The 20,920-nt window shown below is 59.3% G+C and carries 20 protein-coding genes; 10 read left to right on the plus strand and 10 right to left on the minus strand.

Annotated elements, in window-relative coordinates:
* Positions 1-9: 9 nt before the first annotated feature.
* The 5 genes from srlB (at position 10) to gutQ (ending at position 3,414) form a co-directional block, all read left to right on the plus strand.
* Positions 10-372 carry a PTS glucitol/sorbitol transporter subunit IIA gene (gene srlB / locus V1566_RS21205; RefSeq protein WP_023308951.1) on the plus strand — a complete coding sequence of 121 codons (363 nt, stop codon included), beginning with the start codon at positions 10-12 and terminating at the stop codon, positions 370-372.
* A 14-nt stretch (positions 373-386) separates the two neighbouring features.
* Positions 387-1,166, plus strand: a complete 780-nt coding sequence (srlD, locus tag V1566_RS21210; RefSeq protein WP_029742071.1) for a sorbitol-6-phosphate dehydrogenase — start codon at positions 387-389, stop codon at positions 1,164-1,166.
* A gap of 93 nt (positions 1,167-1,259) precedes the next feature.
* Positions 1,260-1,619, plus strand: a complete 360-nt coding sequence (gene gutM, locus V1566_RS21215; RefSeq protein WP_395304540.1) for a transcriptional regulator GutM — start codon at positions 1,260-1,262, stop codon at positions 1,617-1,619.
* 63 nt (positions 1,620-1,682) lie between these two features.
* On the plus strand, positions 1,683-2,456 hold the full coding sequence (locus V1566_RS21220; RefSeq protein ID WP_029742069.1) for a DNA-binding transcriptional repressor: 774 nt from the start codon (positions 1,683-1,685) through the stop codon (positions 2,454-2,456).
* Entirely contained in the window at positions 2,449-3,414 is a 966-nt protein-coding gene (gene gutQ, locus V1566_RS21225; protein WP_045888106.1) for an arabinose-5-phosphate isomerase GutQ, read from the plus strand. The genes V1566_RS21220 and gutQ overlap by 8 nt, the downstream gene beginning before the upstream one ends.
* Here the strand turns inward: gutQ and norR are convergent.
* Positions 3,411-4,925: a nitric oxide reductase transcriptional regulator NorR gene (gene norR / locus V1566_RS21230; RefSeq protein ID WP_395304541.1), complete on the minus strand. Its 1,515-nt coding sequence runs from the start codon at positions 4,923-4,925 to the stop codon at positions 3,411-3,413. The genes gutQ and norR overlap by 4 nt on opposite strands.
* Before the next feature lie 185 nt (positions 4,926-5,110).
* Between norR and norV the strand changes: the two genes are divergently transcribed.
* Positions 5,111-6,556: an anaerobic nitric oxide reductase flavorubredoxin gene (gene norV / locus V1566_RS21235; RefSeq protein WP_193941900.1), complete on the plus strand. Its 1,446-nt coding sequence runs from the start codon at positions 5,111-5,113 to the stop codon at positions 6,554-6,556.
* Entirely contained in the window at positions 6,553-7,686 is a 1,134-nt protein-coding gene (gene norW / locus V1566_RS21240; protein ID WP_395304542.1) for an NADH:flavorubredoxin reductase NorW, read from the plus strand. The genes norV and norW overlap by 4 nt, the downstream gene beginning before the upstream one ends.
* Positions 7,687-7,799: 113 nt before the next feature.
* On the opposite strand, the gene V1566_RS21245 is transcribed toward norW, so the two are convergent.
* The 4 genes from V1566_RS21245 to V1566_RS21260 form a co-directional block, all read right to left on the minus strand.
* On the minus strand, positions 7,800-8,822 hold the full coding sequence (locus V1566_RS21245; protein ID WP_395304543.1) for a HoxN/HupN/NixA family nickel/cobalt transporter: 1,023 nt from the start codon (positions 8,820-8,822) through the stop codon (positions 7,800-7,802).
* A gap of 1 nt (position 8,823) precedes the next feature.
* Positions 8,824-11,040: a carbamoyltransferase HypF gene (hypF, locus tag V1566_RS21250; protein ID WP_395304544.1), complete on the minus strand. Its 2,217-nt coding sequence runs from the start codon at positions 11,038-11,040 to the stop codon at positions 8,824-8,826.
* A gap of 5 nt (positions 11,041-11,045) precedes the next feature.
* Positions 11,046-11,591, minus strand: coding sequence for an electron transport protein HydN (gene hydN / locus V1566_RS21255; protein WP_395304545.1), 546 nt, complete (start codon positions 11,589-11,591; stop codon positions 11,046-11,048).
* Between the two features lie 134 nt (positions 11,592-11,725).
* A complete protein-coding gene (locus V1566_RS21260) occupies positions 11,726-12,739 on the minus strand; it encodes a LacI family DNA-binding transcriptional regulator (protein WP_395304546.1) in 1,014 nt (337 codons plus the stop codon).
* Between the two features lie 214 nt (positions 12,740-12,953).
* On the opposite strand from V1566_RS21260, the gene ascF reads away from it, so the two are divergent.
* The 3 genes from ascF to V1566_RS21275 all read left to right on the plus strand — a co-directional run bounded on the left by ascF (position 12,954) and on the right by V1566_RS21275 (position 17,002).
* Positions 12,954-14,405 (plus strand): PTS cellobiose/arbutin/salicin transporter subunit IIBC, encoded by a 1,452-nt coding sequence (gene ascF / locus V1566_RS21265; RefSeq protein WP_395304547.1) that lies wholly within the window; start codon positions 12,954-12,956, stop codon positions 14,403-14,405.
* Between the two features lie 18 nt (positions 14,406-14,423).
* On the plus strand, positions 14,424-15,848 hold the full coding sequence (locus V1566_RS21270) for a 6-phospho-beta-glucosidase (protein WP_395304548.1): 1,425 nt from the start codon (positions 14,424-14,426) through the stop codon (positions 15,846-15,848).
* Positions 15,849-15,982: 134 nt separating this feature from the next.
* Entirely contained in the window at positions 15,983-17,002 is a 1,020-nt protein-coding gene (locus V1566_RS21275) for a YiiG family protein (protein WP_395304549.1), read from the plus strand.
* Between the two features lie 26 nt (positions 17,003-17,028).
* Here the strand turns inward: V1566_RS21275 and hycI are convergent, their stop codons facing one another.
* From hycI to hycE, 5 genes are read right to left on the minus strand one after another with little or no spacing between them, the layout of a single operon-like run.
* A complete protein-coding gene (gene hycI, locus V1566_RS21280) occupies positions 17,029-17,484 on the minus strand; it encodes a hydrogenase maturation peptidase HycI (protein ID WP_395304550.1) in 456 nt (151 codons plus the stop codon).
* On the minus strand, positions 17,477-17,887 hold the full coding sequence (locus tag V1566_RS21285) for a formate hydrogenlyase maturation HycH family protein (RefSeq protein WP_395304551.1): 411 nt from the start codon (positions 17,885-17,887) through the stop codon (positions 17,477-17,479). The genes hycI and V1566_RS21285 overlap by 8 nt, the downstream gene beginning before the upstream one ends.
* Positions 17,884-18,651 carry an NADH-quinone oxidoreductase subunit B family protein gene (locus V1566_RS21290; RefSeq protein ID WP_395304552.1) on the minus strand — a complete coding sequence of 256 codons (768 nt, stop codon included), beginning with the start codon at positions 18,649-18,651 and terminating at the stop codon, positions 17,884-17,886. Before V1566_RS21290 ends, V1566_RS21285 begins: the two co-directional genes overlap by 4 nt.
* Complete coding sequence (locus V1566_RS21295) at positions 18,651-19,193, minus strand: formate hydrogenlyase complex iron-sulfur subunit (protein ID WP_395304553.1); 543 nt, start codon at positions 19,191-19,193, stop codon at positions 18,651-18,653. The genes V1566_RS21290 and V1566_RS21295 overlap by 1 nt, the downstream gene beginning before the upstream one ends.
* 9 nt (positions 19,194-19,202) lie before the next feature.
* Entirely contained in the window at positions 19,203-20,912 is a 1,710-nt protein-coding gene (gene hycE / locus V1566_RS21300; protein ID WP_047173494.1) for a formate hydrogenlyase subunit HycE, read from the minus strand.
* Positions 20,913-20,920 lie beyond the last annotated feature (8 nt).

Genomic DNA, 20,920 nt, shown 5'->3' on the forward strand with positions numbered 1-20,920 from the left:
GTTCCTGCGATGACCGTCATTTACCAGACCACCATTACCCGCATCGGCCAGAGCGCGGCCGACGCGCTGAGCGACCAGATGCTGATCACCTTTCGCGAAGGCGCCCCGGCGGATATCGAAGAGTTTTGTTTTATCCACTGCCACGGCGAGCTGAAGGGCGAGCTGAAGGCAGGAAGCCAGCTGGAGCTGGGCGAGGCGCGCTATGCCGTGACCGCCGTCGGCGACGTGGCCGAGCAAAACCTGCGCGAGCTGGGCCACATCACCCTGCGTTTCGACGGCCAGCCGCAGGCCGAGTATCCCGGCACGGTTCACGTGGCGGGCCCGGTTCCGCAGGCTGTCACCCCAGGCTGCACGTTAAAATTTGTTGCGTAATTAAGGAGAAACACATGAGTCAGGTTGCCGTTGTCATTGGTGGAGGACAAACCTTAGGCGAATTCCTCTGCCGTGGGCTTGCCGCAGAGGGTTACCGCGTGGCGGTAGTGGACATTCAGAGTGAAAAAGCCGCCCGCGTGGCGGATACCCTCAACACCGAGTTTGGTGAAGGGACGGCGTACGGGTTTGGTGCCGACGCCACCAGCGAGCAGAGCGTGATGGCGCTGGCCCGCGGCGTGGACGAGATTTTTGGACGTACCGACCTGCTGGTCTACAGCGCGGGGATTGCGAAAGCGGCCTTTATCAGCGATTTCGAACTGGGGGATTTTGACCGCTCGCTGCAGGTGAATCTGGTGGGCTATTTCCTCTGCGCCCGCGAGTTTTCCCGTCTGATGATCCGCGACGGCATTCAGGGGCGCATCATTCAGATCAACTCCAAATCAGGGAAAGTGGGCAGCAAGCACAACTCCGGCTACAGCGCGGCGAAGTTTGGCGGCGTGGGGCTGACGCAGTCTCTGGCGCTGGATCTGGCCGAGTACGGCATTACCGTGCATTCGCTGATGCTGGGCAACCTGCTGAAATCGCCGATGTTCCAGTCCCTGCTGCCGCAGTATGCCACCAAGCTCGGCATCAAGGCGGAAGAAGTGGAGCAGTACTACATCGATAAAGTGCCGCTGAAGCGCGGGTGCGATTATCAGGACGTGCTGAACATGCTGCTGTTTTACGCCAGCCCGAAAGCCTCGTACTGCACCGGGCAGTCGATCAACGTCACCGGCGGGCAGGTCATGTTCTGAGTTCACTCCCCGGTGGCGCTGCGCTTACCGGGGCTACAAAACCCCGTAGGCCGGGTAAGGCGCAGCCGCCACCCGGCAATTAAAGGAGTCGATATGGTAACCGCACTCATCACCGTTGCCACCCTCGCCTGGCTCTGCCAGATGGCGTTCGGCGGCTGGCAAATCCACCAGTTTAACCGCGCGTTTGATGCCTTGTGTCAGAAAGGTCGCGTCGGAGTTGGACGTTCCGGCGGACGCTTCAAACCGCGCGTGGTCGTCGCCGTTGCGCTGGATGAGCACGACCAGGTGTGCGATTCCCTGCTCATGCGCGGCATGACCGTCTTCGCCCGTCCGGTGAAAATCCAGGCAATCAACGGCATTTCGTTGCAGGAATTACGGCCCGATGTGATCTTTCCCCATGATCCACTCTGTCAGAATGCACTATCATTAGCGCTTAATCTGAAACATGGATAATTTCGTTGTGAAAGCTATAGACTTGCGAAATTATCATTTCGCAACCTAAGGAACGAAGCGCCTATGAAACCTCGTCAGCGGCAGGCGGCCATTCTCGAACATCTGCAAAAGCAGGGAAAATGTTCGGTAGAGGATCTGGCCCACTACTTTGACACCACCGGCACGACAATACGCAAGGACCTGGTATTGCTCGAAAACTCTGGCGCCGTCATTCGAACCTACGGCGGCGTGGTGCTCAATAAAGACGAAGCCGACCCGCCTATCGATCACAAAACGCTGATCAATACCCACCAGAAAGCGCTGATTGCCGAAGCCGCCGTAAAATTTATCCACGATGGCGATTCCATCATTCTGGATGCAGGCAGTACCGTCCTGCAGATGATCCCGCTGCTCAGCCGCTTTAACAACATTACTGTGATGACCAACAGCCTGCACATCGTCAACGCCCTGTCGGAGTTCGACAGCGAGCAGACCATCCTGATGCCCGGCGGCACCTTCCGCAAAAAATCGGCATCGTTTCACGGCCAGCTGGCGGAGAATGCCTTCGAGCACTTCAGCTTTGATAAACTGTTTATGGGCACCGACGGTATCGACCTGAACGCCGGCGTGACGACGTTCAACGAGGTGTTCAGCGTCAGTAAAGCGATGTGCAACGCCGCGCGGGAAGTGATTTTGATGGCAGACTCGTCGAAGTTTGGCCGCAAAAGCCCCAACATTGTCTGTAGCCTTGAAAGCGTTGATAAGCTGATTACCGACGCGGGTATCGACCCGGCGTTCAGGAAAGCGCTGGAAGAGAAAGGAATCGACGTGATCGTAACCGGAGAAAGAGATGAGTGATTTTCTGTTAGAAACGGGCCGCCAGACGCTGATGCTGGAACTGCAGGAAGCCAGCCGCCTGCCGGAACGTCTGGGCGAGGATTTTGTCCGCGCCGCCAACACCATTATCCACTGCGAAGGCAAAGTGATCGTGGCGGGCATCGGTAAATCCGGCCATATCGGCAAAAAGATTGCCGCGACGCTCGCCAGCACCGGCACCCCGGCGTTCTTCGTGCATCCAGCAGAGGCGCTGCACGGCGATCTCGGGATGATTGAAAGCCGCGACGTGATGCTGTTTATCTCCTACTCCGGTTCGGCCAAAGAGCTGGACCTGATTATTCCGCGCCTGCAGGAAAAATCGGTCGCCCTGCTGGCGATGACCGGAAAATCCCGCTCGCCGCTGGCGCTGGCCGCCAAAGCGACGCTGGATATTTCCGTTGAACGTGAAGCCTGTCCGATGCACCTCGCTCCGACCTCCAGCACCGTTAACACCCTGATGATGGGCGACGCGCTGGCAATGGCGGTGATGCAGGCGCGCGGCTTTAACGAAGAAGATTTCGCCCGTTCGCATCCGGCGGGTGCGCTCGGCGCACGCCTGCTGAATAAAGTGCACCATCTTATGCGCACCGACGATGCCATTCCGCAGGTCAAGCTCGATACCAGCGTCATGGACGCGATGCTGGAGCTGAGCCGCACCGGTCTGGGGCTGGTTGCGGTCTGCGATGACGGCGGGAGCGTCAAGGGCGTGTTCACCGACGGCGACCTGCGCCGCTGGCTGGTGGGCGGCGGCAGGCTGGAAACCAACGTGTCGGACGCCATGACCAAAGGCGGGCTGACGCTGAACGCCGAGAGCCGCGCCATTGAAGCCAAAGAGGTGCTGATGAAGCGCAAAATCACCGCCGCACCGGTGGTGGATGACGCTGGCAGGCTGTGCGGCGCCATCAACCTGCAGGATTTCTATCAGGCCGGAATTATCTAACCCTTCAGCCCCAGACGCTTCGCCAGTCTGTGCAGGTTGGCGACGTCCATCTCCAGCGCCCGGGCGCACGCCGCCCAGCTGCGGTTATTCTGCTCCAGCGCGCGGGTAATCCTCTGACGCTGAAACGCCTCCGTGGCTTCACGCAGATTTTCATTCGCTATCTCTGGCGCAGCCTGCGCGACAGCCGGTACGGTTTCATCCTGGAGCGCAAAATGCCGCGCGTGGATCACCACTTCGTCACCCGAACGCGTCGCCCGCGCCAGCACCACCGCGCGGTGGATCGCATGCTCCAGCTCGCGCACGTTGCCCGGCCAGCCGTAGCTCAGCAGATGCGACCGTGCCCCCGGGCTCAGCACCACGCGGGAAAGCCCCATCCTGAGGCGGCACTGCTCGCAGAAAAAGCCCGCCAGCAGCACCACGTCGTCCCCGCGATCGCGCAGCGGCGGCACGGTAAGCGGGAACACGCTCAGGCGATGAAACAGGTCGGCGCGAAACTGCCCTGCCAGCACCGCTTCACGGAGGTCGCGGTTGGTCGCCGCCAGCACGCGAACGTCCACTCTGTGGCTGCGGTCATCCCCCACGCGCTGGATGTCGCCGTACTGCAGCACGCGCAGCAGCTTGGCCTGCAGCGACAGGGAGAGCTCGCCGATTTCATCCAGAAACAGCGTGCCGTTATCGGCCATTTCAAACTTGCCGCTGCGGTTGCTGATGGCCCCGGTAAACGCTCCCTTAACGTGACCAAACAGCTCGCTTTCCGCCACGCTTTCCGGCAGCGCGGCGCAGTTGAGGTACACCAGCGGGTTCACCGCGCGCGGCGAGGCTTCGTGAATGGACTTCGCCACCAGCTCCTTACCGGTGCCGGTTTCCCCGAAGATCAGCACGTTTAAATCTGAGGCGGCAACAATCTCAATCTCTTTTTTGAGCTGCGCCATGCCCGGTGAAAGGCCGATCATCTCCGTGTGCGTCACCTGTTCAAACGCCGCCGGGCTGCCGGGAAGAATGTTCTGGCTCTCCAGCTGTTCAATCAGCAGGGCATTGTTCAGCGCCCCGGCGGCCAGGGCGGCAATCAGGCGCAGCTCTTCGTCGCTAAAGGTGTCGAACTGGTCCGGCGACAGGCCGTCGAGGGTCAGGGCGCCAATCAGGTTTTGTCCGGCAAACAGCGGCAGGCCGATGCAGGCGTGCACCTTCAGGCTCTCCTGTCCGGGAATAAGCCCGTCGTACGGGTCGGGCAAGTCGCTGTCCGCCGGGAAACGCACCACGTCACCCGCGCGGGCGATAGTTTCCAGACGCGGATGGCCTTCAAGGGTAAAACGCCGTCCGAGCACGTCCTTCGCCAGCCCGTCGATAGCCAGCGGAATAAACTGCCGCCCTTCATAGCGCAGCAGCGCCGAGGCGTCGCACGCCAGCACGTGGCGCAGCGTGGAGATCAGCCGCTGAAAGCGGTCCTGATGGCCGATACCGGTCTGCAGCTCAATGGCAATTTTCGCCAGCACGTCTACGGAAAAGCTCATATTAACCTCGCTGTCATTTTGACAACCCATGTTGTCATATTGACATTGTTTTTGATAGTCAAAATGACTACCCATTACGGGACATAAAATATTAATTAATTAAAATCAACAAATTAAAAACTGGCACGCAACTTGATATAGGCAAACCATCTTATTTGAAAATGCTGTATTACGTAGAGGTTGCTATGTCTATTCTGGTTAAAAATAACATTCATTGGGTCGGTCAACGTGACTGGGAAGTGCGCGATTTCCACGGGACGGAATACAAAACGCTGCGCGGCAGCAGCTACAACAGCTATCTCATCCGCGAAGGAAAAAACGTGCTGATCGATACAGTCGATCACAAGTTCAGCCGCGAGTTCGTGCAGAACCTGCGCAGTGAAATCGACCTGGACGCCATCGACTACATCATCATCAACCACGCGGAAGAAGATCACGCCGGTGCGCTGACCGAGCTGATGTCTTACATTCCGAACACGCCTATCTACTGCACCACTAACGCCATCGACTCGATCAACGGTCACCACCACCATCCGGAGTGGAACTTCCACACCGTGAAAACCGGCGACGCGCTGGATATCGGCAACGGCAAGCAGCTGATCTTTGTGGAAACCCCGATGCTGCACTGGCCGGACAGCATGATGACCTACATGACCGGCGACGCGGTGCTGTTCAGCAACGACGCCTTCGGCCAGCACTACTGCGACGAGCGCCTGTTCAACGACGAAGTGGACCAGACCGAACTCTTCGAGCAGTGCCAGCGCTACTACGCCAACATCCTGACCCCGTTCAGCCGCCTGGTGACGCCAAAAATCACCGAGATCCTCGGCTTCAACCTGCCGGTGGACATGATTGCCACCTCCCACGGCGTGGTATGGCGTGAGAACCCAACCCAGATTGTGGAGCTGTACCTGAAATGGGCGGCGGACTATCAGGAAGACCGCATCACTATTTTCTACGACACCATGTCCAACAACACCCGCATGATGGCGGACGCCATTGCCCAGGGCATCAACGAAGTGGACCCCAACGTGGCGGTGAAAATCTTCAACGTGGCGCGCAGCGATAAGAACGAGGTATTGACCAACGTGTTCCGCTCCAAGGGCGTGCTGGTGGGCACCTCCACCATGAACAACGTGATGATGCCGAAAATTGCCGGTCTGGTAGAAGAGATGACCGGCCTGCGTTTTCGCAACAAGCGCGCCAGCGCCTTTGGCTCCCACGGCTGGAGCGGCGGCGCGGTAGACCGTCTGTCGACCCGCCTGCAGGATGCCGGTTTTGAAATGTCCCTGAGCCTGAAGGCAAAATGGCGTCCGGATATCGACGCCCTGGAGATCTGCCGCCAGCACGGTCGCGACATTGCCCGTCAGTGGGCGCTCGCCCCCCTTCCGCAAGCGGCACAACCATCCGAACAGCAGGATGCCTGCGCCTGTGCGGCAGCCGCGGCTGCTGACCTCGGCCCGCGCATGCAGTGCAGCGTCTGCCAGTGGATTTACGATCCTGAGCTGGGCGAGCCGCTGCAGGATGTCGCTCCGGGCACGCCGTGGCGCGACGTGCCGGACAACTTCCTCTGCCCGGAATGTTCCCTCGGAAAAGACGTTTTTGACGAACTGGGTACGGAGGCAAAATGAGCAACGGTATCGTCATCATCGGCTCGGGCTTTGCCGCCCGCCAGCTGGTAAAAAACATCCGCAAGCAGGATGCCAGCGTGCCGCTGACGGTGATTGCCGCCGACAGCATGGACGAGTACAACAAGCCTGACTTAAGCCACGTCATTAGCCAGAATCAGCGCGCCGAAGACCTCACCCGCCAGACGGCGGGGGAGTTCGCAGAGCAGTTTAACCTGCGCCTGTTCCCGTACACCTGGGTCACCGATATCGACGCCGCCGCCCGCGTGGTGAAAGCGAAAGAGAAGACCTGGCAGTACGACAGGCTGGTGCTGGCCACGGGTGCCTCTGCGTTTGTGCCGCCGATTGAGGGGCGCGAGCTGATGATCACCCTCAACAGCCAGCAGGAGTACCAGGCCAGCGAAACGGGGCTTCGCGACGCACAGCGCGTGATGATTGTCGGCGGCGGGCTGATAGGTACCGAGCTGGCGATGGATTTCTGCCGGGCGGGCAAATCCGTCACCCTGGTCGACCATGCGGCGAGCATCCTGTCGTCGCTGATGCCCGCAGAAGTAAGCAGTCGCTTACAGCATCGTCTGACCGACATGGGGGTGCATCTGCTGCTCAAATCGCAGCTACTGAGTCTGACCAAAACCGAAAGCGGTATTCGTGCCACGCTCGACCGCAGCCGCAGCGTTGAGGTGGATGCGGTTATCGCGGCGACGGGTCTGCGCCCGGAAACTGCGCTGGCGCATCGCGCAGGTGCCGAAACAGGTCGTGGCGTGAAGGTAAATAGCTACCTGCAAACCACGCAGCCGGATATTTATGCGCTGGGCGACTGCGCGGAAATTAATGGTCAGGTGCTTCCGTTCCTGCAGCCGATACAATTAAGCGCGATGTATCTGGCGAAAAACCTGCTCGGCGGTAGTACGCCGGTGAAATTACCCGCCATGCTGGTCAAAGTGAAAACGCCGGCGTTACCACTGCATCTTGCCGGTGAAACGCAGCGTCAGGATCTGAACTGGAAAATTACCCTCGAACCGCAGGGAATGGTCGCGCGCGGTGCCGATAATGAGGGTCAGCTACGCGCTTTTGTCGTCAGTGAAGACCGGATGAAGGAGGCTTTCACGCTGCTGAAATCGCTACCTGCTTAACCCTCGCAATGCCGGGTGGCGCTCCGCTTACCCGGCCTACTCAACCCCAAAACGGTAAACCTTGTAGGCCCGCGCAAGCGTAGCGCCGCCGGGCAAAAACAGGGCTGGGTAGTTCAGGAACGCACCACCAGCGCGTCGTAGCCGCGCCAGCGGTAGTTGACCATGGAGATCAGCCAGCAGGCGACAAACAGCCCGACCACCACAAACCCGGCGTTGCCCAGGTTGTCGTTTACCGCGCCGATCAGATCCCAGATGCCGCCGCTGAGGGCGAATTTGTCCATCATCAGACCCAGTGCTTCCAGCCCACCGATAAACAGCGCCACCACCACGGAGGTGCCGGTGATGGTCATGTTGTAGTACAGCTTGCGCTGCGGCTTGTTAAACGCCCAGCCGTAGGCACCGACCATCAGCAGGTTGTCGAGGGTATCCACCAGCGCCATGCCGCTGGCGAAGAGCGCGGGGAAGATCATGATTGACCACACCGACATCCCGCTGGAGGCGCTGGCGGCAGAGATCCCCAGCACGCCAATCTCGGTGGCCGTATCAAACCCCAGGCCAAACAGAAAACCGACCAGGTACATCTGCCAGCTTTTATTGACGAGGCGGAAGGTTTTGCCGAACAGCCAGTTCATGACGCCGCCCTGGGCAGGGAGCGTGATGTCGCCCTGCACGGGCCTGCCGTGTTTCAGCGCCTGAAAACTGCGCCAGACGCCGCGCAGGATCACCATGTTCACCAGCGCCATTGCCAGCAGGAAGGTGGCGGAAACGGCGGTGCCAATCAGGCTGCCGGTTTCGTGGAACCATTCCATGTTTTTCTGAAACGCCGTCGCGGTAGCGGCGATGGCAATGGAGGCCAGCACCACGATGGTGGAGTGCCCCAGCGAGAACCACGCCCCCACGCCGGACGGGCGTTTGCCCTGCTGCATCATCTTACGCGTCACGGTATCAATGGCCGCGATGTGATCGGCGTCCACCGCGTGACGCAGCCCGTAGCACCACGCCAGCAGGCTGGCGGCCATCAGTGCCGTACTGCCGCTAAAGGCGTGCCATGCCCAACCCCAGGCAAGAAGGTTTGCCATTACCAGAGCCAGCAGCAGAAGCGCAGCGCGAGGTTCATTGCGTAAGAGTCGTAACATTTTAAATCCTTTGTGAACATGACCGGGCGGCGGCGACCACCGCCTGCCCGAAGGAGATCGCTCCGTCACCTGCGGGCAGGCGCGAAGGAAAAAGAAGCGTAAAGTCAGAAAGATAATGACGCAGGCGCCCGCGCAGCAGACGGTTGTGCAACACGCCACCGCTGAGACAGATTGTCGACAGCGATAAACGTCGGGCATGGAACGCGGCGAGTTCTGCCAGCCCCTTAGCCAGCGCGTCGTGAAACGCCCACGCGCGATCGCGCGGCTCCGCCTGCCAGCTCAGCCACTGCTGCCAGAACTGCGCGAGGTTGTCGACAGACAGCGTCACCGGATGGCCGACACCCGCGCACTTCGAGGCCAGCGCTTCCAGCCTGCAGGCGGCTTCACCCTCCCAGGACTGCGCGTCGATACCGAGCGCGCAGGCGACGGCATCAAACAGGCGACCACAGGATGAGGCACGCGGCGCGTTGATGCCGCGCTCGATCGCCGTCGCCAACAGCGGCCAGTTTTGACGCTGTACCGCGCGCGTTTCCGGGTACTGCTGCCAGTCAGGGACAAACGCCAGGCAGTGGGCGAGCAGGTTGCGCCACGGCTGCCGCGCCGCCAGATCGCCGCCCGGCAGCGCAACGGCAGGCAGTCCGCCCAGACGCTCGTACGCGAGATAGTTGACCCGCAGGCACTCCCCGCCCCACAGCTCGCCGTTCTCGCCCATGCCGATCCCGTCCAGCGTCAGGGCGATAACGTCCCCGCTCTCCCGCGGCCAGCCGTTCTCCGCCAGGCACGCCGCCGCGTGGGCATGATGGTGCAGTACGGTTTCGACCGGCAGCCCCTGCGCCTGCGCCCATTGTTGTGTGTGGTAGCCCGGATGGGCATCGCACACCACGCGCTCCGGCTGGAAGGCGTAGATGTCCTGCATCGTCGAGAGCGCGGCGCGCCACTGCGCTTCGACACCCTCGTCACCGAGATCGCCAAAATGCTGGCTCAGCACCGCCTGGCTGCCACGCACCAGGCAGAAGGTGTTTTTCATCTCCGCGCCGGTGCATAACATAGCGGGAATATTCTCGAAACCCGCAGGCAACGTGATGGCATCCGGCACAAAACCGCGCGCCCGGCGCAGCATCGCGCCGTCCCGATCCATCACAGAATCATCCATCCGTTGAAGAATATCGCGATTGTGCAGCAGGAAGCCGTCCGCAATGCAGCTGAGCTCATCCAGCGCCTGCTGGTTGGTGATGGCAGGCGGCCTGCCGCTGAGGTTGCCGGAGGTCATCACCAGCGGCCGCTGGCAGTCCATCATCAGAAGATGCTGCAGCGGGTTAGCGGGCAGCATGATGCCCACGCTATCCAGCCCCGGAGCGATAGCCTCAGGAAAGTCAGGCAGCCAGGCTTTTGGCGTGAGCACGACAGGTGCCGCGGGTGAGCGCAGCAGCGTCTGAATCGACTCAGGTAACGTATCCGCCAGCGGGATCATCACCGCCAGCGGCTTCGACGGACGCTGCTTGCGTGACCGCAATTTCAGTATCGCCTGCGGGTTTTGCGCATCGCAGACGAGGTGAAAACCGCCCAGCCCTTTAACCGCAACGATGCCGCCGCTTTTCAGCATCGCCACCGCCGCGCTCAGCGCAGCCTCACGGGCAGCGGTGATGTCGCCCACGCGCCATACCAGCGCGGGTCCGCAGTCCGGGCAGGCCACCGGCTGGGCGTGAAAACGTCGGTCGGCAGGATTGCGGTATTCCGTCTCACACGGCACGCAGAGCGGGAAGCGCGCCATTGACGTGGCCGGACGGTCATAGGGCATGGCGCGGATAATGGTAAACCGCGGCCCGCAGTGGGTACAGTTGATGAAGGGATAGCGATAACGGCGCTCGCCGGGGTCGCGCATTTCGGTCAGACACGCCGGACAGGTCGCGGCATCGGGGACAATCTGCGTGTCCATCGCCCCGCCCGCGCTGTGGCGGATGGTAAAATCCTCCGGCATGTGTGCCCAGGTAAACGGCTGCGTTTCAACGTGGTCAATGCGTGCCAGCGGTGGGCAGTCCTGATGCAGCCTCGCGGTAAAGGCCCCCCCATTACCCGCGAGGCGCACCAGCACGCCCTTCCCGTCATTGCAGACGTCGCCGGTTAACTGAAGCGCCTGCGCCAGTTGCCAGATGAAGGGACGAAAACCCACGCCCTGCACCTTGCCGCGCACGCGCAGCTGGACACCGTTGCTGCACATACGGTTCAGAACAGCAGCGATGACGACGTGTCGAACGCCGCACGGCGGCGCTTTTCGGCGCTCATCTGCTCAAGCTTTTCGCGATCCACGCAGACCAGCGCATGCGTCGGGCAGGCTTCCATGCAGGCCGGGCCGGCGTCGCGGTGGTAGCACAGGTCACATTTGTTGGCTTCGGCTTTGTCCGCACGTACGCTCAGCCCCATACCGCTGTTGCGTACCACCGGACGGACAACCACCTCCATCGCGCCGTACGGGCAGGCGACCACGCAGGTTTTGCAGCCAATGCAGCGCTCCTGCATCACATGCACAAAGCCTTTCTCACGTTTAATCGCCCCGTTCGGGCAGACGTTCGCGCAGGGTGCGTCTTCGCACTGGCGACAGATGGCGGCGGTAGAAATATTCACGCCTTTGATGACGTGGATGCGCGGCAAAAACGTGTCAGGGGTAAGCGACGCGCAGTCCTGCTCCGCCTGATGGGAAACCACGCACGCCACTTCACAAGTACGGCAACCAATACACTTACTGGCATCGGCCATAATAAAACGGTTCATCTGCTTCTCCAGCATTACAGTTATGCCCGGAGATATTCATAAACCGTGCCAATAATTAAGCTATTGATTTTATATGAATTTAAAAATCACAACGGCGCTGTCATCGTCACTTATGACGATGACAGCTGTCGACATCAGCGGTGCGGGCCGTCAATAACCGAGTCGCGCAGGATAAGCTCGCCGGAAAAAGTTTGCTGATATTTAAACTCACCGCCGTCGAGCATGAAGATTAGGCGGCTGATGGTTTCTTTGATCATCTCCGTCACCGGAATACGCACGCTGGAAAGCGACGGCACGATGTAAGGCGCGATGGCCACGTCGTCAAAACCGATCACCGACACCGTATCCGGTGCGGCCACGCCGCTGTCGTGCAGCTGCTTCATCGCGCCGATTGCCATGTCGTCATTACTCGCCACCAGCGCCGTAAAGCGTTCACCGCGAGCAAGCAGCTCGGAAACCGCCGCCGCGCCGCTGGCCGGGTTCCACTTCCCCTTCGCAATCAGCCCCTCGCGCAGCGGAATACCGTGCTGCGCCAGTGCGTCCCTGTAGCCGGAGAGACGCTCAACCCCGGTGGGGGAATCCAGCGAGCCGGTAATAAACGCGATCTCCCGGTGCCCTTTCGCAATCAGCTGTGACACCGCCTCCTGGCTGGAGGCTTTATGATCGGACCACACGCTGTGGCTGCTGTTTTTCCGCAGGCGACGGTTGAGCACCATAATGGGCTGCTCGCACTTCTCGACGATCTCATCCATCTCTTCCACGCTCAGGAAGCGCGGATAGATGATCACCGCGTCGCAGCGCATATCGAGCAGGTACTGGATCGCCTCGCGCTCTTCATCCGCGCTGTGCTTGCCGTCCGCGAGGATCAGCTGTCGCCCTTTCTCTTCCGTCATGCGCGCAGCGTGAAACAGCAGTTCGCTAAAGTAGACGCCGTGATAAAGGGTATTGGTCACCACCAGCCCCAGCGTCTGGGTACGTTTGGTCGCCAGGTTTCGCGCCAGCAAATTCGGGCGATAGCCGCTCTCTTCAATGGCCTGAAACACCCGGTCTTTGGTCTCCTGGCTGACGTAGCCATTTCCCGACAGCACCCGGGACACCGTGGCTTTCGAAACGCCTGCCCGCTTCGCCACTTCAAGCATCGTGGTCATGTTGTTATTCCGTCTGAATCTGATGAAGCGCAGTGTACTGCACTGCAAAAAAATTGTCGCAGCGGTGAAATCACGCTTTCGCTACCCCATTGCGATCTGCATCACGAAACGAAAAAATGGTCAAAAAGCGATCTTGTTTCATTCAAAGAAACTCATGATGATTATGTGGAACCGGTTTCCTACATTTCTCACAACGATAACAGGATCACATCCGATGGCCAAAAATTATGCCGCGCTGGCGACCGACGTTGTCAGCGCGCTGGGCGGTAAAGAGAACATTGTCGCCGTCACCCACTGCATGACGCGTCTGCGTTTCGTTCTGAAAGACGAAAGCCTTGCCGACGCTGCGCGCCTGAAAAGCATCAGCGGCGTGCTCGGCGTGGTGCGCAACGACAACCAGTGCCAGGTGATTATTGGTAATACCGTTTCACAGGCGTACCGCGAAGTAGTGAGCCTGCTGCCCACGGACCTACAGCCCGTAGAGCCGGTAGGCCCACAGAAGATGACCTTACGCCGCATTGGTGCCGGGATCCTCGACGCGCTGATCGGCACCATGTCTCCGCTGATCCCGGCGATCATCGGCGGCTCGATGGTCAAGCTGCTGGCGATGATCCTTGAGATGACCGGCGTGCTGCCCAAAGGCGCACCGACGCTCACCATTTTGACCGTCATCGGCGACGGCGCGTTCTTCTTCCTGCCGCTAATGGTGGCAGCCTCGGCGGCGGTGAAGTTCAAAACCAACATGTCGCTGGCAATCGCCATCGCGGGGGTGCTGGTGCACCCGAGCTTTATCGAGCTGATGGCGAAAGCCGCGCAGGGCGAGCATGTTGAGTTCGCCTTTATTCCGGTGACGGCGGTGAAATACACCTATACCGTCATCCCCGCGCTGGTCATGACCTGGTGCCTGTCATACATCGAACGCTGGGTGGATCGCATTACGCCGGCGGTGACGAAAAACTTCCTCAAGCCGATGCTGATCGTTCTGATTGCCGCCCCGCTTGCCATCGTGCTGATTGGGCCGCTGGGCATCTGGATCGGTAGCGCCATCTCCGCGCTGGTCTACACCATTCACGGCTATCTGGGCTGGCTCTCCGTCGCCATTATGGGCGCGCTGTGGCCGCTGCTGGTGATGACCGGGATGCACCGCGTCTTTACGCCGACCATCATTCAGACCATTGCCGAAACGGGCAAGGAAGGGATGGTGATGCCGTCCGAAATCGGCGCCAACCTGTCGCTCGGCGGCTCATCGCTGGCGGTGGCGTGGAAAACCAAAAACCCGGAGCTGCGCCAGACGGCGCTGGCGGCAGCGGCCTCCGCTATCATGGCGGGGATTTCTGAACCGGCGCTGTACGGCGTGGCGGTGCGGCTAAAACGTCCGCTGATTGCGAGCCTGATCAGCGGCTTCATCTGCGGGGCGGTGGCCGGCATGGCCGGTCTTGCCAGCCACTCCATGGCGGCACCGGGGCTGTTTACCAGCGTGCAGTTCTTCGACCCGGCCAACCCGATGACCATCGTCTGGGTGTTCGGTGTGATGGGGCTGGCAGTGGTGCTGTCGTTTGTTCTGACTCTGATACTCGGCTTTGAGGATATCCCGGTCGAAGACGAGGCCGAAAAAGCGCGCGCCCTGCAGACCGCACCGGTACAGAGCAACACAGCAAAAGCATAAATTGAAAGCGAGGTAAGAATGTCTGTTTTTCCACAAGGATTTTTATGGGGTGGCGCGCTTGCCGCCAACCAGAGTGAAGGTGCTTACCGTGAGGGCGGAAAAGGACTTACGACGGTCGATATGATCCCCCACGGCGCGAATCGCCTGGCGGTGAAGGTCGGTAAGGAAAAGCGTTTTACGCTGCGTGACGACGAGTTCTACCCGAGCCACGAGGCGATTGATTTTTACCATCGCTATAAAGAGGACATTGCCCTGATGGCGGAGATGGGCTTTACGGTGTTCCGCACCTCGATTGCCTGGAGCCGCCTCTACCCGAACGGCGACGAACCGCTGCCGAACAAAGAGGGCATTGCCTTCTACCGCGCGGTGTTCGAGGAGTGCAAAAAGTATAACATCGAGCCGCTGGTCACGCTTTGCCACTTCGACGTGCCGATGCACCTGGTGACGGAGTACGGCTCGTGGCGCAACCGCAAAATGGTCGATTTCTTCGCCCGCTACGCCCGTACCTGCTTTGAGGAGTTTAACGGGCTGGTGAAATACTGGCTGACCTTCAACGAAATCAACATCATGCTGCACAGCCCGTTCTCCGGCGCGGGGCTGGTGTTTGAGGAAGGTGAAAACGAAGACCAGGTGAAATACCAGGCCGCGCACCACGAGCTGGTGGCGAGCGCGCTGGCGACCAAAATTGCCCACGAGGTGAACCCGGAAAACCAGGTCGGCTGCATGCTGGCGGGCGGCAATTTCTACCCGTACTCTTGCAAGCCGGAAGACGTATGGATGGCGCTGGAGAAAGACCGCGAGAACCTGTTCTTTATCGACGTGCAGGCGCGCGGCAGCTACCCGGCCTACTCTGGCCGCGTATTCCGCGAGAAAGGCGTGGTGATTGTGAAAGATCCTGGCGACGATCTACTTCTGAAAAACACCGTCGACTTTGTCTCGTTCAGCTATTACGCCTCGCGCTGCGCGTCGGCGGACATGAACGCGGGGAACACCAGCGCGGCAAACATCGTGAAGTCCCTGCGCAACCCGCACATTCAGGTGAGCGAATGGGGCTGGGGCATCGACCCGCTCGGCCTGCGCATCACCATGAACATGATGTACGACCGCTATCAGAAGCCGCTGTTTCTGGTGGAGAACGGCCTCGGGGCGAAGGACGAGATCGATGCCAACGGCGAGATCAACGACGACTACCGCATCAGCTACCTGCGCGAGCACATCCGCGCGATGGGCGACGCGATTGAGGACGGGGTGCCACTGATGGGCTATACCACCTGGGGCTGCATCGATCTGGTGTCAGCCTCGACCGGCGAGATGAGCAAGCGCTACGGGTTTGTGTACGTTGACCGCGATGACGCCGGGAACGGCACGCTGGACCGCAAGCGCAAGAAATCGTTCTGGTGGTATAAAAAGGTGATTGCGAGTAACGGGGCAGATTTAGAATAGTTTTACACTAACGCTTATTGTGGCCGATATATTACTGAGATCGGCCGCTTAATTTATCTTTTAGTAAAAGACGATTGTTATACCATAAACACAATGATAGAAAGTTATTTTATCATTAATGGACTATTGTATTTATGAAAAAGGCACCATTCTATTCTGCATTTGCTCTTTCGTTAATTGCGTTAAATTTAATGGGTTGTGATGAGAAAACCGTTAATAAGAACACTCCACCAGCCAACAATATCGCCAGCACGCCAGTTCAGCAACGTCCCGAGGTGCCTCAAAGTCAGAAAATTAATGATGAAAAGATAGATATCTATGCTAACTGTTTCAATGAGATAGATAATACAATTTACGAAAGCACCGATCGTTATGTTAGCTGGCTGAGCGATTATATTAATGGCCCTACGGGGAAAGAAGTGGAGATAAATGGAACTTATCCCATCGACTACGACATATCGATGTGTGAGGCTGATGTCGCCAGAGCCCAGAAAATGCTGCCCGGCATTAAAGCGATGGATACTGTAGCGGGAAAATACATTGCTTCGGTAAAACAGATCATTCCATTGATAAATGAAATGAATGATTACTATCAAAACAATAGCTACAAAAGCGATCACTTCAAAAAGGGGAAAAGTTTACATAAAAAATTCGTACTCGTCTTCGATGAATTTGAAAAACAATCAACTGAATACAGTGCCAGCCTGCGAGAAATAAATACCCAGCGGCAACTCGTGCAACTAAAAGATATTGAAACAAAAGAAGGGAAATCGTTCAATTATTATGCATTACTCATGATCGTTAATAATAAAAAACTTAATCGTATGGCTGAGAATGATACCTTTGATACTGACCAGGCCGCCCTCCAGATAACCACTCTTGAAGCGATCGTTCGAAAACTGCAGGAAAATGAGCAAGACGGTTTAAAAGGCGGAGAGGCGCGTGTTGAATTAGTACCTGCTTTTATTCGTGACGCACAAGAGTACGTCATCAATGCCAAAAGCCGCGTACATCGTGTTAAAGATAATGTTCCTTACACTGAAGAAGAGGAAGGTCTGCTCCAGGATTCCCCTGAAGCAGTAGACGGCACGTATCAAAAAATGCTCGAATCTTTTAATAAGATGATCTTGAGCTATAACAGTTTTAATAGCTAACTAACATGGGGGCTAGCCCAAACGCATCAGAGCCGGGAAAATCCCCCATCCCCAGCCCACCCATCCAGCCTTGAATAAACGCTCTCCACCGCCTCTTTCACCGGCGGTGTCATCGGGTAGTAAAACCCGACAATGTCCGGCTGAATCCCCAAAAACAGCACCTCGCCCACGTCATCTTTAATCTGATCGACCAGGTAGTTCAGCGGCATATTGTGCGTCGTCATCATAAACATCTCGGCAATGTCGTCCGGGTCAATCAGGCGGATCTCGCCGGGGTTGAGCCCCATATCGGTGGCATCGACGATTAATAGCCTCTCCGGGCGCAGTTCGCGAATGGCGACCACGTCGTTTTCCGGCGCGCTGCCGCCGTCGATAACCACCCAGCTGCCCTGCGGGTTCGCGGCGCACATCTCTGCCAGCAGCGGGCCCGCGCCGTCGTCGCCCATCATGCTGTTGCCGACACACAGTAAAACGTCAGTCACGTAATCTCCTCACCATCAGGTAGATGGCGCTCTCCTGATGAATATCGTACAGCATGCTAAGCAGCGTTTTGCTCCACGCCTGCTGCTCGGGGGTTTGCCTGCTCAGCGCCGCGTCAAAGGCGTTGGCGAGCATCGCAATGTGGTTGGCGTCGATGACGATCTCGCCGTACTTCGGCACGCCCTCCATCTTGCGACGCGCCGTGCTGCCTTCCTCCAGCGTGGCGATCCACGCCAGGTACTCGGGCCACGGGCAGCTCAGCGCCGCCTCCAGGCAGTCGATCACCCCGAGGTGGTGCCCAATCGCCAGGCTGTAATAGACCACCTGCTGCGCCGCATCCGGCGTGGCATCGTTCTCATCAATAAACTTACGGCTCAACTGGCTGAACACCACCGTTTCACTCATCGGATACGCGCCTCATCCACGATGCTGTTCAGGTTCGCCACGATCTCATTGAGACGCGGATCGTTTTCCGCCTCCAGCCAGCGCGCCACATGATGCTCGCCCTGGCTCAACAGGCGCAGATAATCGTCGGCAATCTGTCGGCCATAGCGATAACCCGCCAGTTTCCGCGCCGTGCGGTCGACCTTCACCCGCAGCGGCTGCACCATGTCCGGGTGCAGAATGGCGGCAGGCTCGTTGTCCAGCTCGCCCGGCTCGCGCGCGTGGATTTTTTGCTCCAGCAGGCCGAGCGCCATGGCAAAGCCGTACAGCGTCGCGGCGGGCGTCGGCGGGCAGCCCGGAATGTAGACGTCCACCGGCACGATTTTGTCGGTGCCGCCCCAGACGCAGTAGAGGTCGTGGAAGATGCCTCCGCTGTTGCCGCAGGCACCGTAGGAGATGCAGATTTTCGGGTCCGGCGCGGACTGCCAGGCGCGCAGCGCGGGCGAGCGCATGGCGCGGGTGACGGCCCCGGTAAACAGCAGGATGTCCGCGTGGCGCGGGGACGGCACCACTTTGATGCCGAAGCGCTCGGCGTCAAACAGCGGCGAAAGTGTAGCGAAGATCTCAATCTCGCAGCCGTTGCAGCCGCCGCAGTCCACGCGGTAGACGTAGGCCGAACGTTTGATTTTTTTCAGCAGCGACGCCTTCATGCTGGCGATGGATTCGTCCACCGTCATCGGCACCGGAATGCCGTTAGCGTCGCGCGGGCCCAGTAGGTTTTCCATCAGCTGGCCTCTCTCATATGGCGGGTGATATCAATACGGTCGGACGGCAGCAGACACTTCTGACGCTTGCACTCCGGGCAGGTTTCAAAGCTTTCACGGTGATGCTCCGCGCGGGCGTCGCCGTTGTGCTGCAGCAGCGCGATGGCATAGTCGATCTCTTTCTGCACGGCGAACGGGCGTCTGCAGACGCGGCAGTTGCACAGGTCAAAACGCGACTGCTGCAGAAAATCCTCTTTCTTCCACACCGCCAGCTCGTATTCCTGCGACAGGTGAATGGCGACCGTCGGGCAGACCTCCTCGCAGCGGCCGCAGAAGATGCAGCGCCCGAGGTTAAACTGCCAGGCCAGCTCGCCGGTTTTGAGATCCGTCTCGACCGTTAAGGCGTTCGACGGACAGGCGTTGACGCAGGCCGCGCAGCCGATGCACTGCTGCGGATTGTGCTCCGGCTTGCCGCGAAAGTTTTTATCCACCGGCATCGGCTCCAGCGGATAACGGCTGGTCTGCATGCCCGTTTTGATCACTTTTTTGATAAAGGTAAACATGGCGAGTCCTTATTTCAGCGGCGAGTTTTTACGCTCGATGCTGTAGCGCTCAAGCTCTTTGTACGGCACCACCTGGCTTTTCTTCTTGCGCACGTCGACCACAGTCATGCGGTCGGTGCAGGAGTAGCACGGGTCGAGGCTGCCGATGATCAGCGGCGCATCGGAAACCGTGTTGCCGCGCAGCATATAGCGCAGGGTTGGCCAGTTGGCGTAGGTGGCCGCGCGGCAGCGCCAGCGGTAAAGCTTCTGGTTGTCGCCGGTCATGCTCCAGTGAATGTCATCCCCGCGCGGCGCTTCGGCAAAGCCGAGGGCAAAGCGGTTCGGGATGTAGGTGAATCCCTCCACCATCAGCGGGCCGCCAGGCAGGTTATCGAGGCCGAAGTCGATCATGTTCAGGGCGGTAAACACCTCGTTGATGCGCACCTTAAGGCGCGAGATGACGTCGCAGCCCTGTTCGCTGTGCACGGTCATCGGCAGCAGGCCGTAGCCGACGAACGGATGGTCGGCACGCGTGTCGCGAGCGTGGCCGCTGGCGCGCACCATCGGACCGACGTTGCTGAAGTCGCGGGCGATTTCCGGGTCAAGGCGGCCGATGCCGACGGTGCGCTGCTCGATGTTTGGCGTGCTGAGCAGCATGTCCACCAGCTCCTGCACGTCGCGGCGCATCTGCTGCGCCAGCTGCCGGGTCTGGATCATGTCGTCCTTCAGCAGGTCGCGGCGGATCCCGCCGATCAGGTTCAGGCCGTAGGTTTTACGCGCCCCGGTGAGGATCTCCGCCATCTTCATCGACGCCTCGCGCACGCGGAAGAACTGCATAAACCCGGAGTCAAAGCCGACAAAGTGGCAGGCCAGGCCGAGGTTCAGCAGGTGCGAGTGCAGGCGTTCCACCTCCAGCAGAATGGCGCGGATCATCTGCGCGCGCTCCGGCACCACGATCCCCATGCCGTTCTCCACCGAGGTGGTGTAGGCGGTGCTGTGGGCGAAGCCGCAGATACCGCACACGCGGTCAGAGAGGAACGTCACTTCGTTGTAACCCATGCGGGTTTCCGCCAGCTTTTCCATGCCGCGGTGGACGTAGAACAGGCGGTAGTCGGCGTCGATGATGTTCTCGCCGTCGACGAACAGGCGGAAGTGGCCCGGTTCGTCGGAGGTGACGTGTAGCGGGCCGATCGGCACCACGTTGTTCTTCTTGCTGCCCAGCTCGTTGATGAACTCGTAGGTTTCGCTGTCGGTGGTCGGCGCCGGGCGCTGGCGGTAGTCCATGCTGTCTTTGCGCAGCGGATAGAGTTCGTCCGGCCAGTCGTCCGGCAGCACCAGGCGGCGCTCGTCCGGCAGGCCGACTGGCACCAGGCCGTACATGTCGCGCACTTCGCGCTCTCCCCAGACGGCGGCAGGCACACGCGGCGTGACGGACGGGTATTCCGGCTTAGCCGGGTCGACTTCGACGCGCACGGTGAGCCAGCACTTTTCGCCCTGCTCCATCGACATCACGTAGTACACCGCGTAGTTGCCGCACAGCTGGCGCTCGTCGTTGCCGAACAGTACCGACAGCCAGCCGCCCTGCTGGTAATAGAGAAACTCCACCACTTCAGGCAGGTAGTTCACCTTAATGGTGACGGTTACCTGGTCTTTGGTTTGCCAGGACTCCTCCAGCACCACGCCGGGGAAAGCCTGATGCAACGCGGCGAGATACTGCTGACCTTTCTTTTCTTCAGACATAAACACTC

This window comes from Enterobacter sp. ECC-019 (assembly GCF_043974075.1).
Lineage (GTDB): Bacteria > Pseudomonadota > Gammaproteobacteria > Enterobacterales > Enterobacteriaceae > Enterobacter > Enterobacter asburiae_D.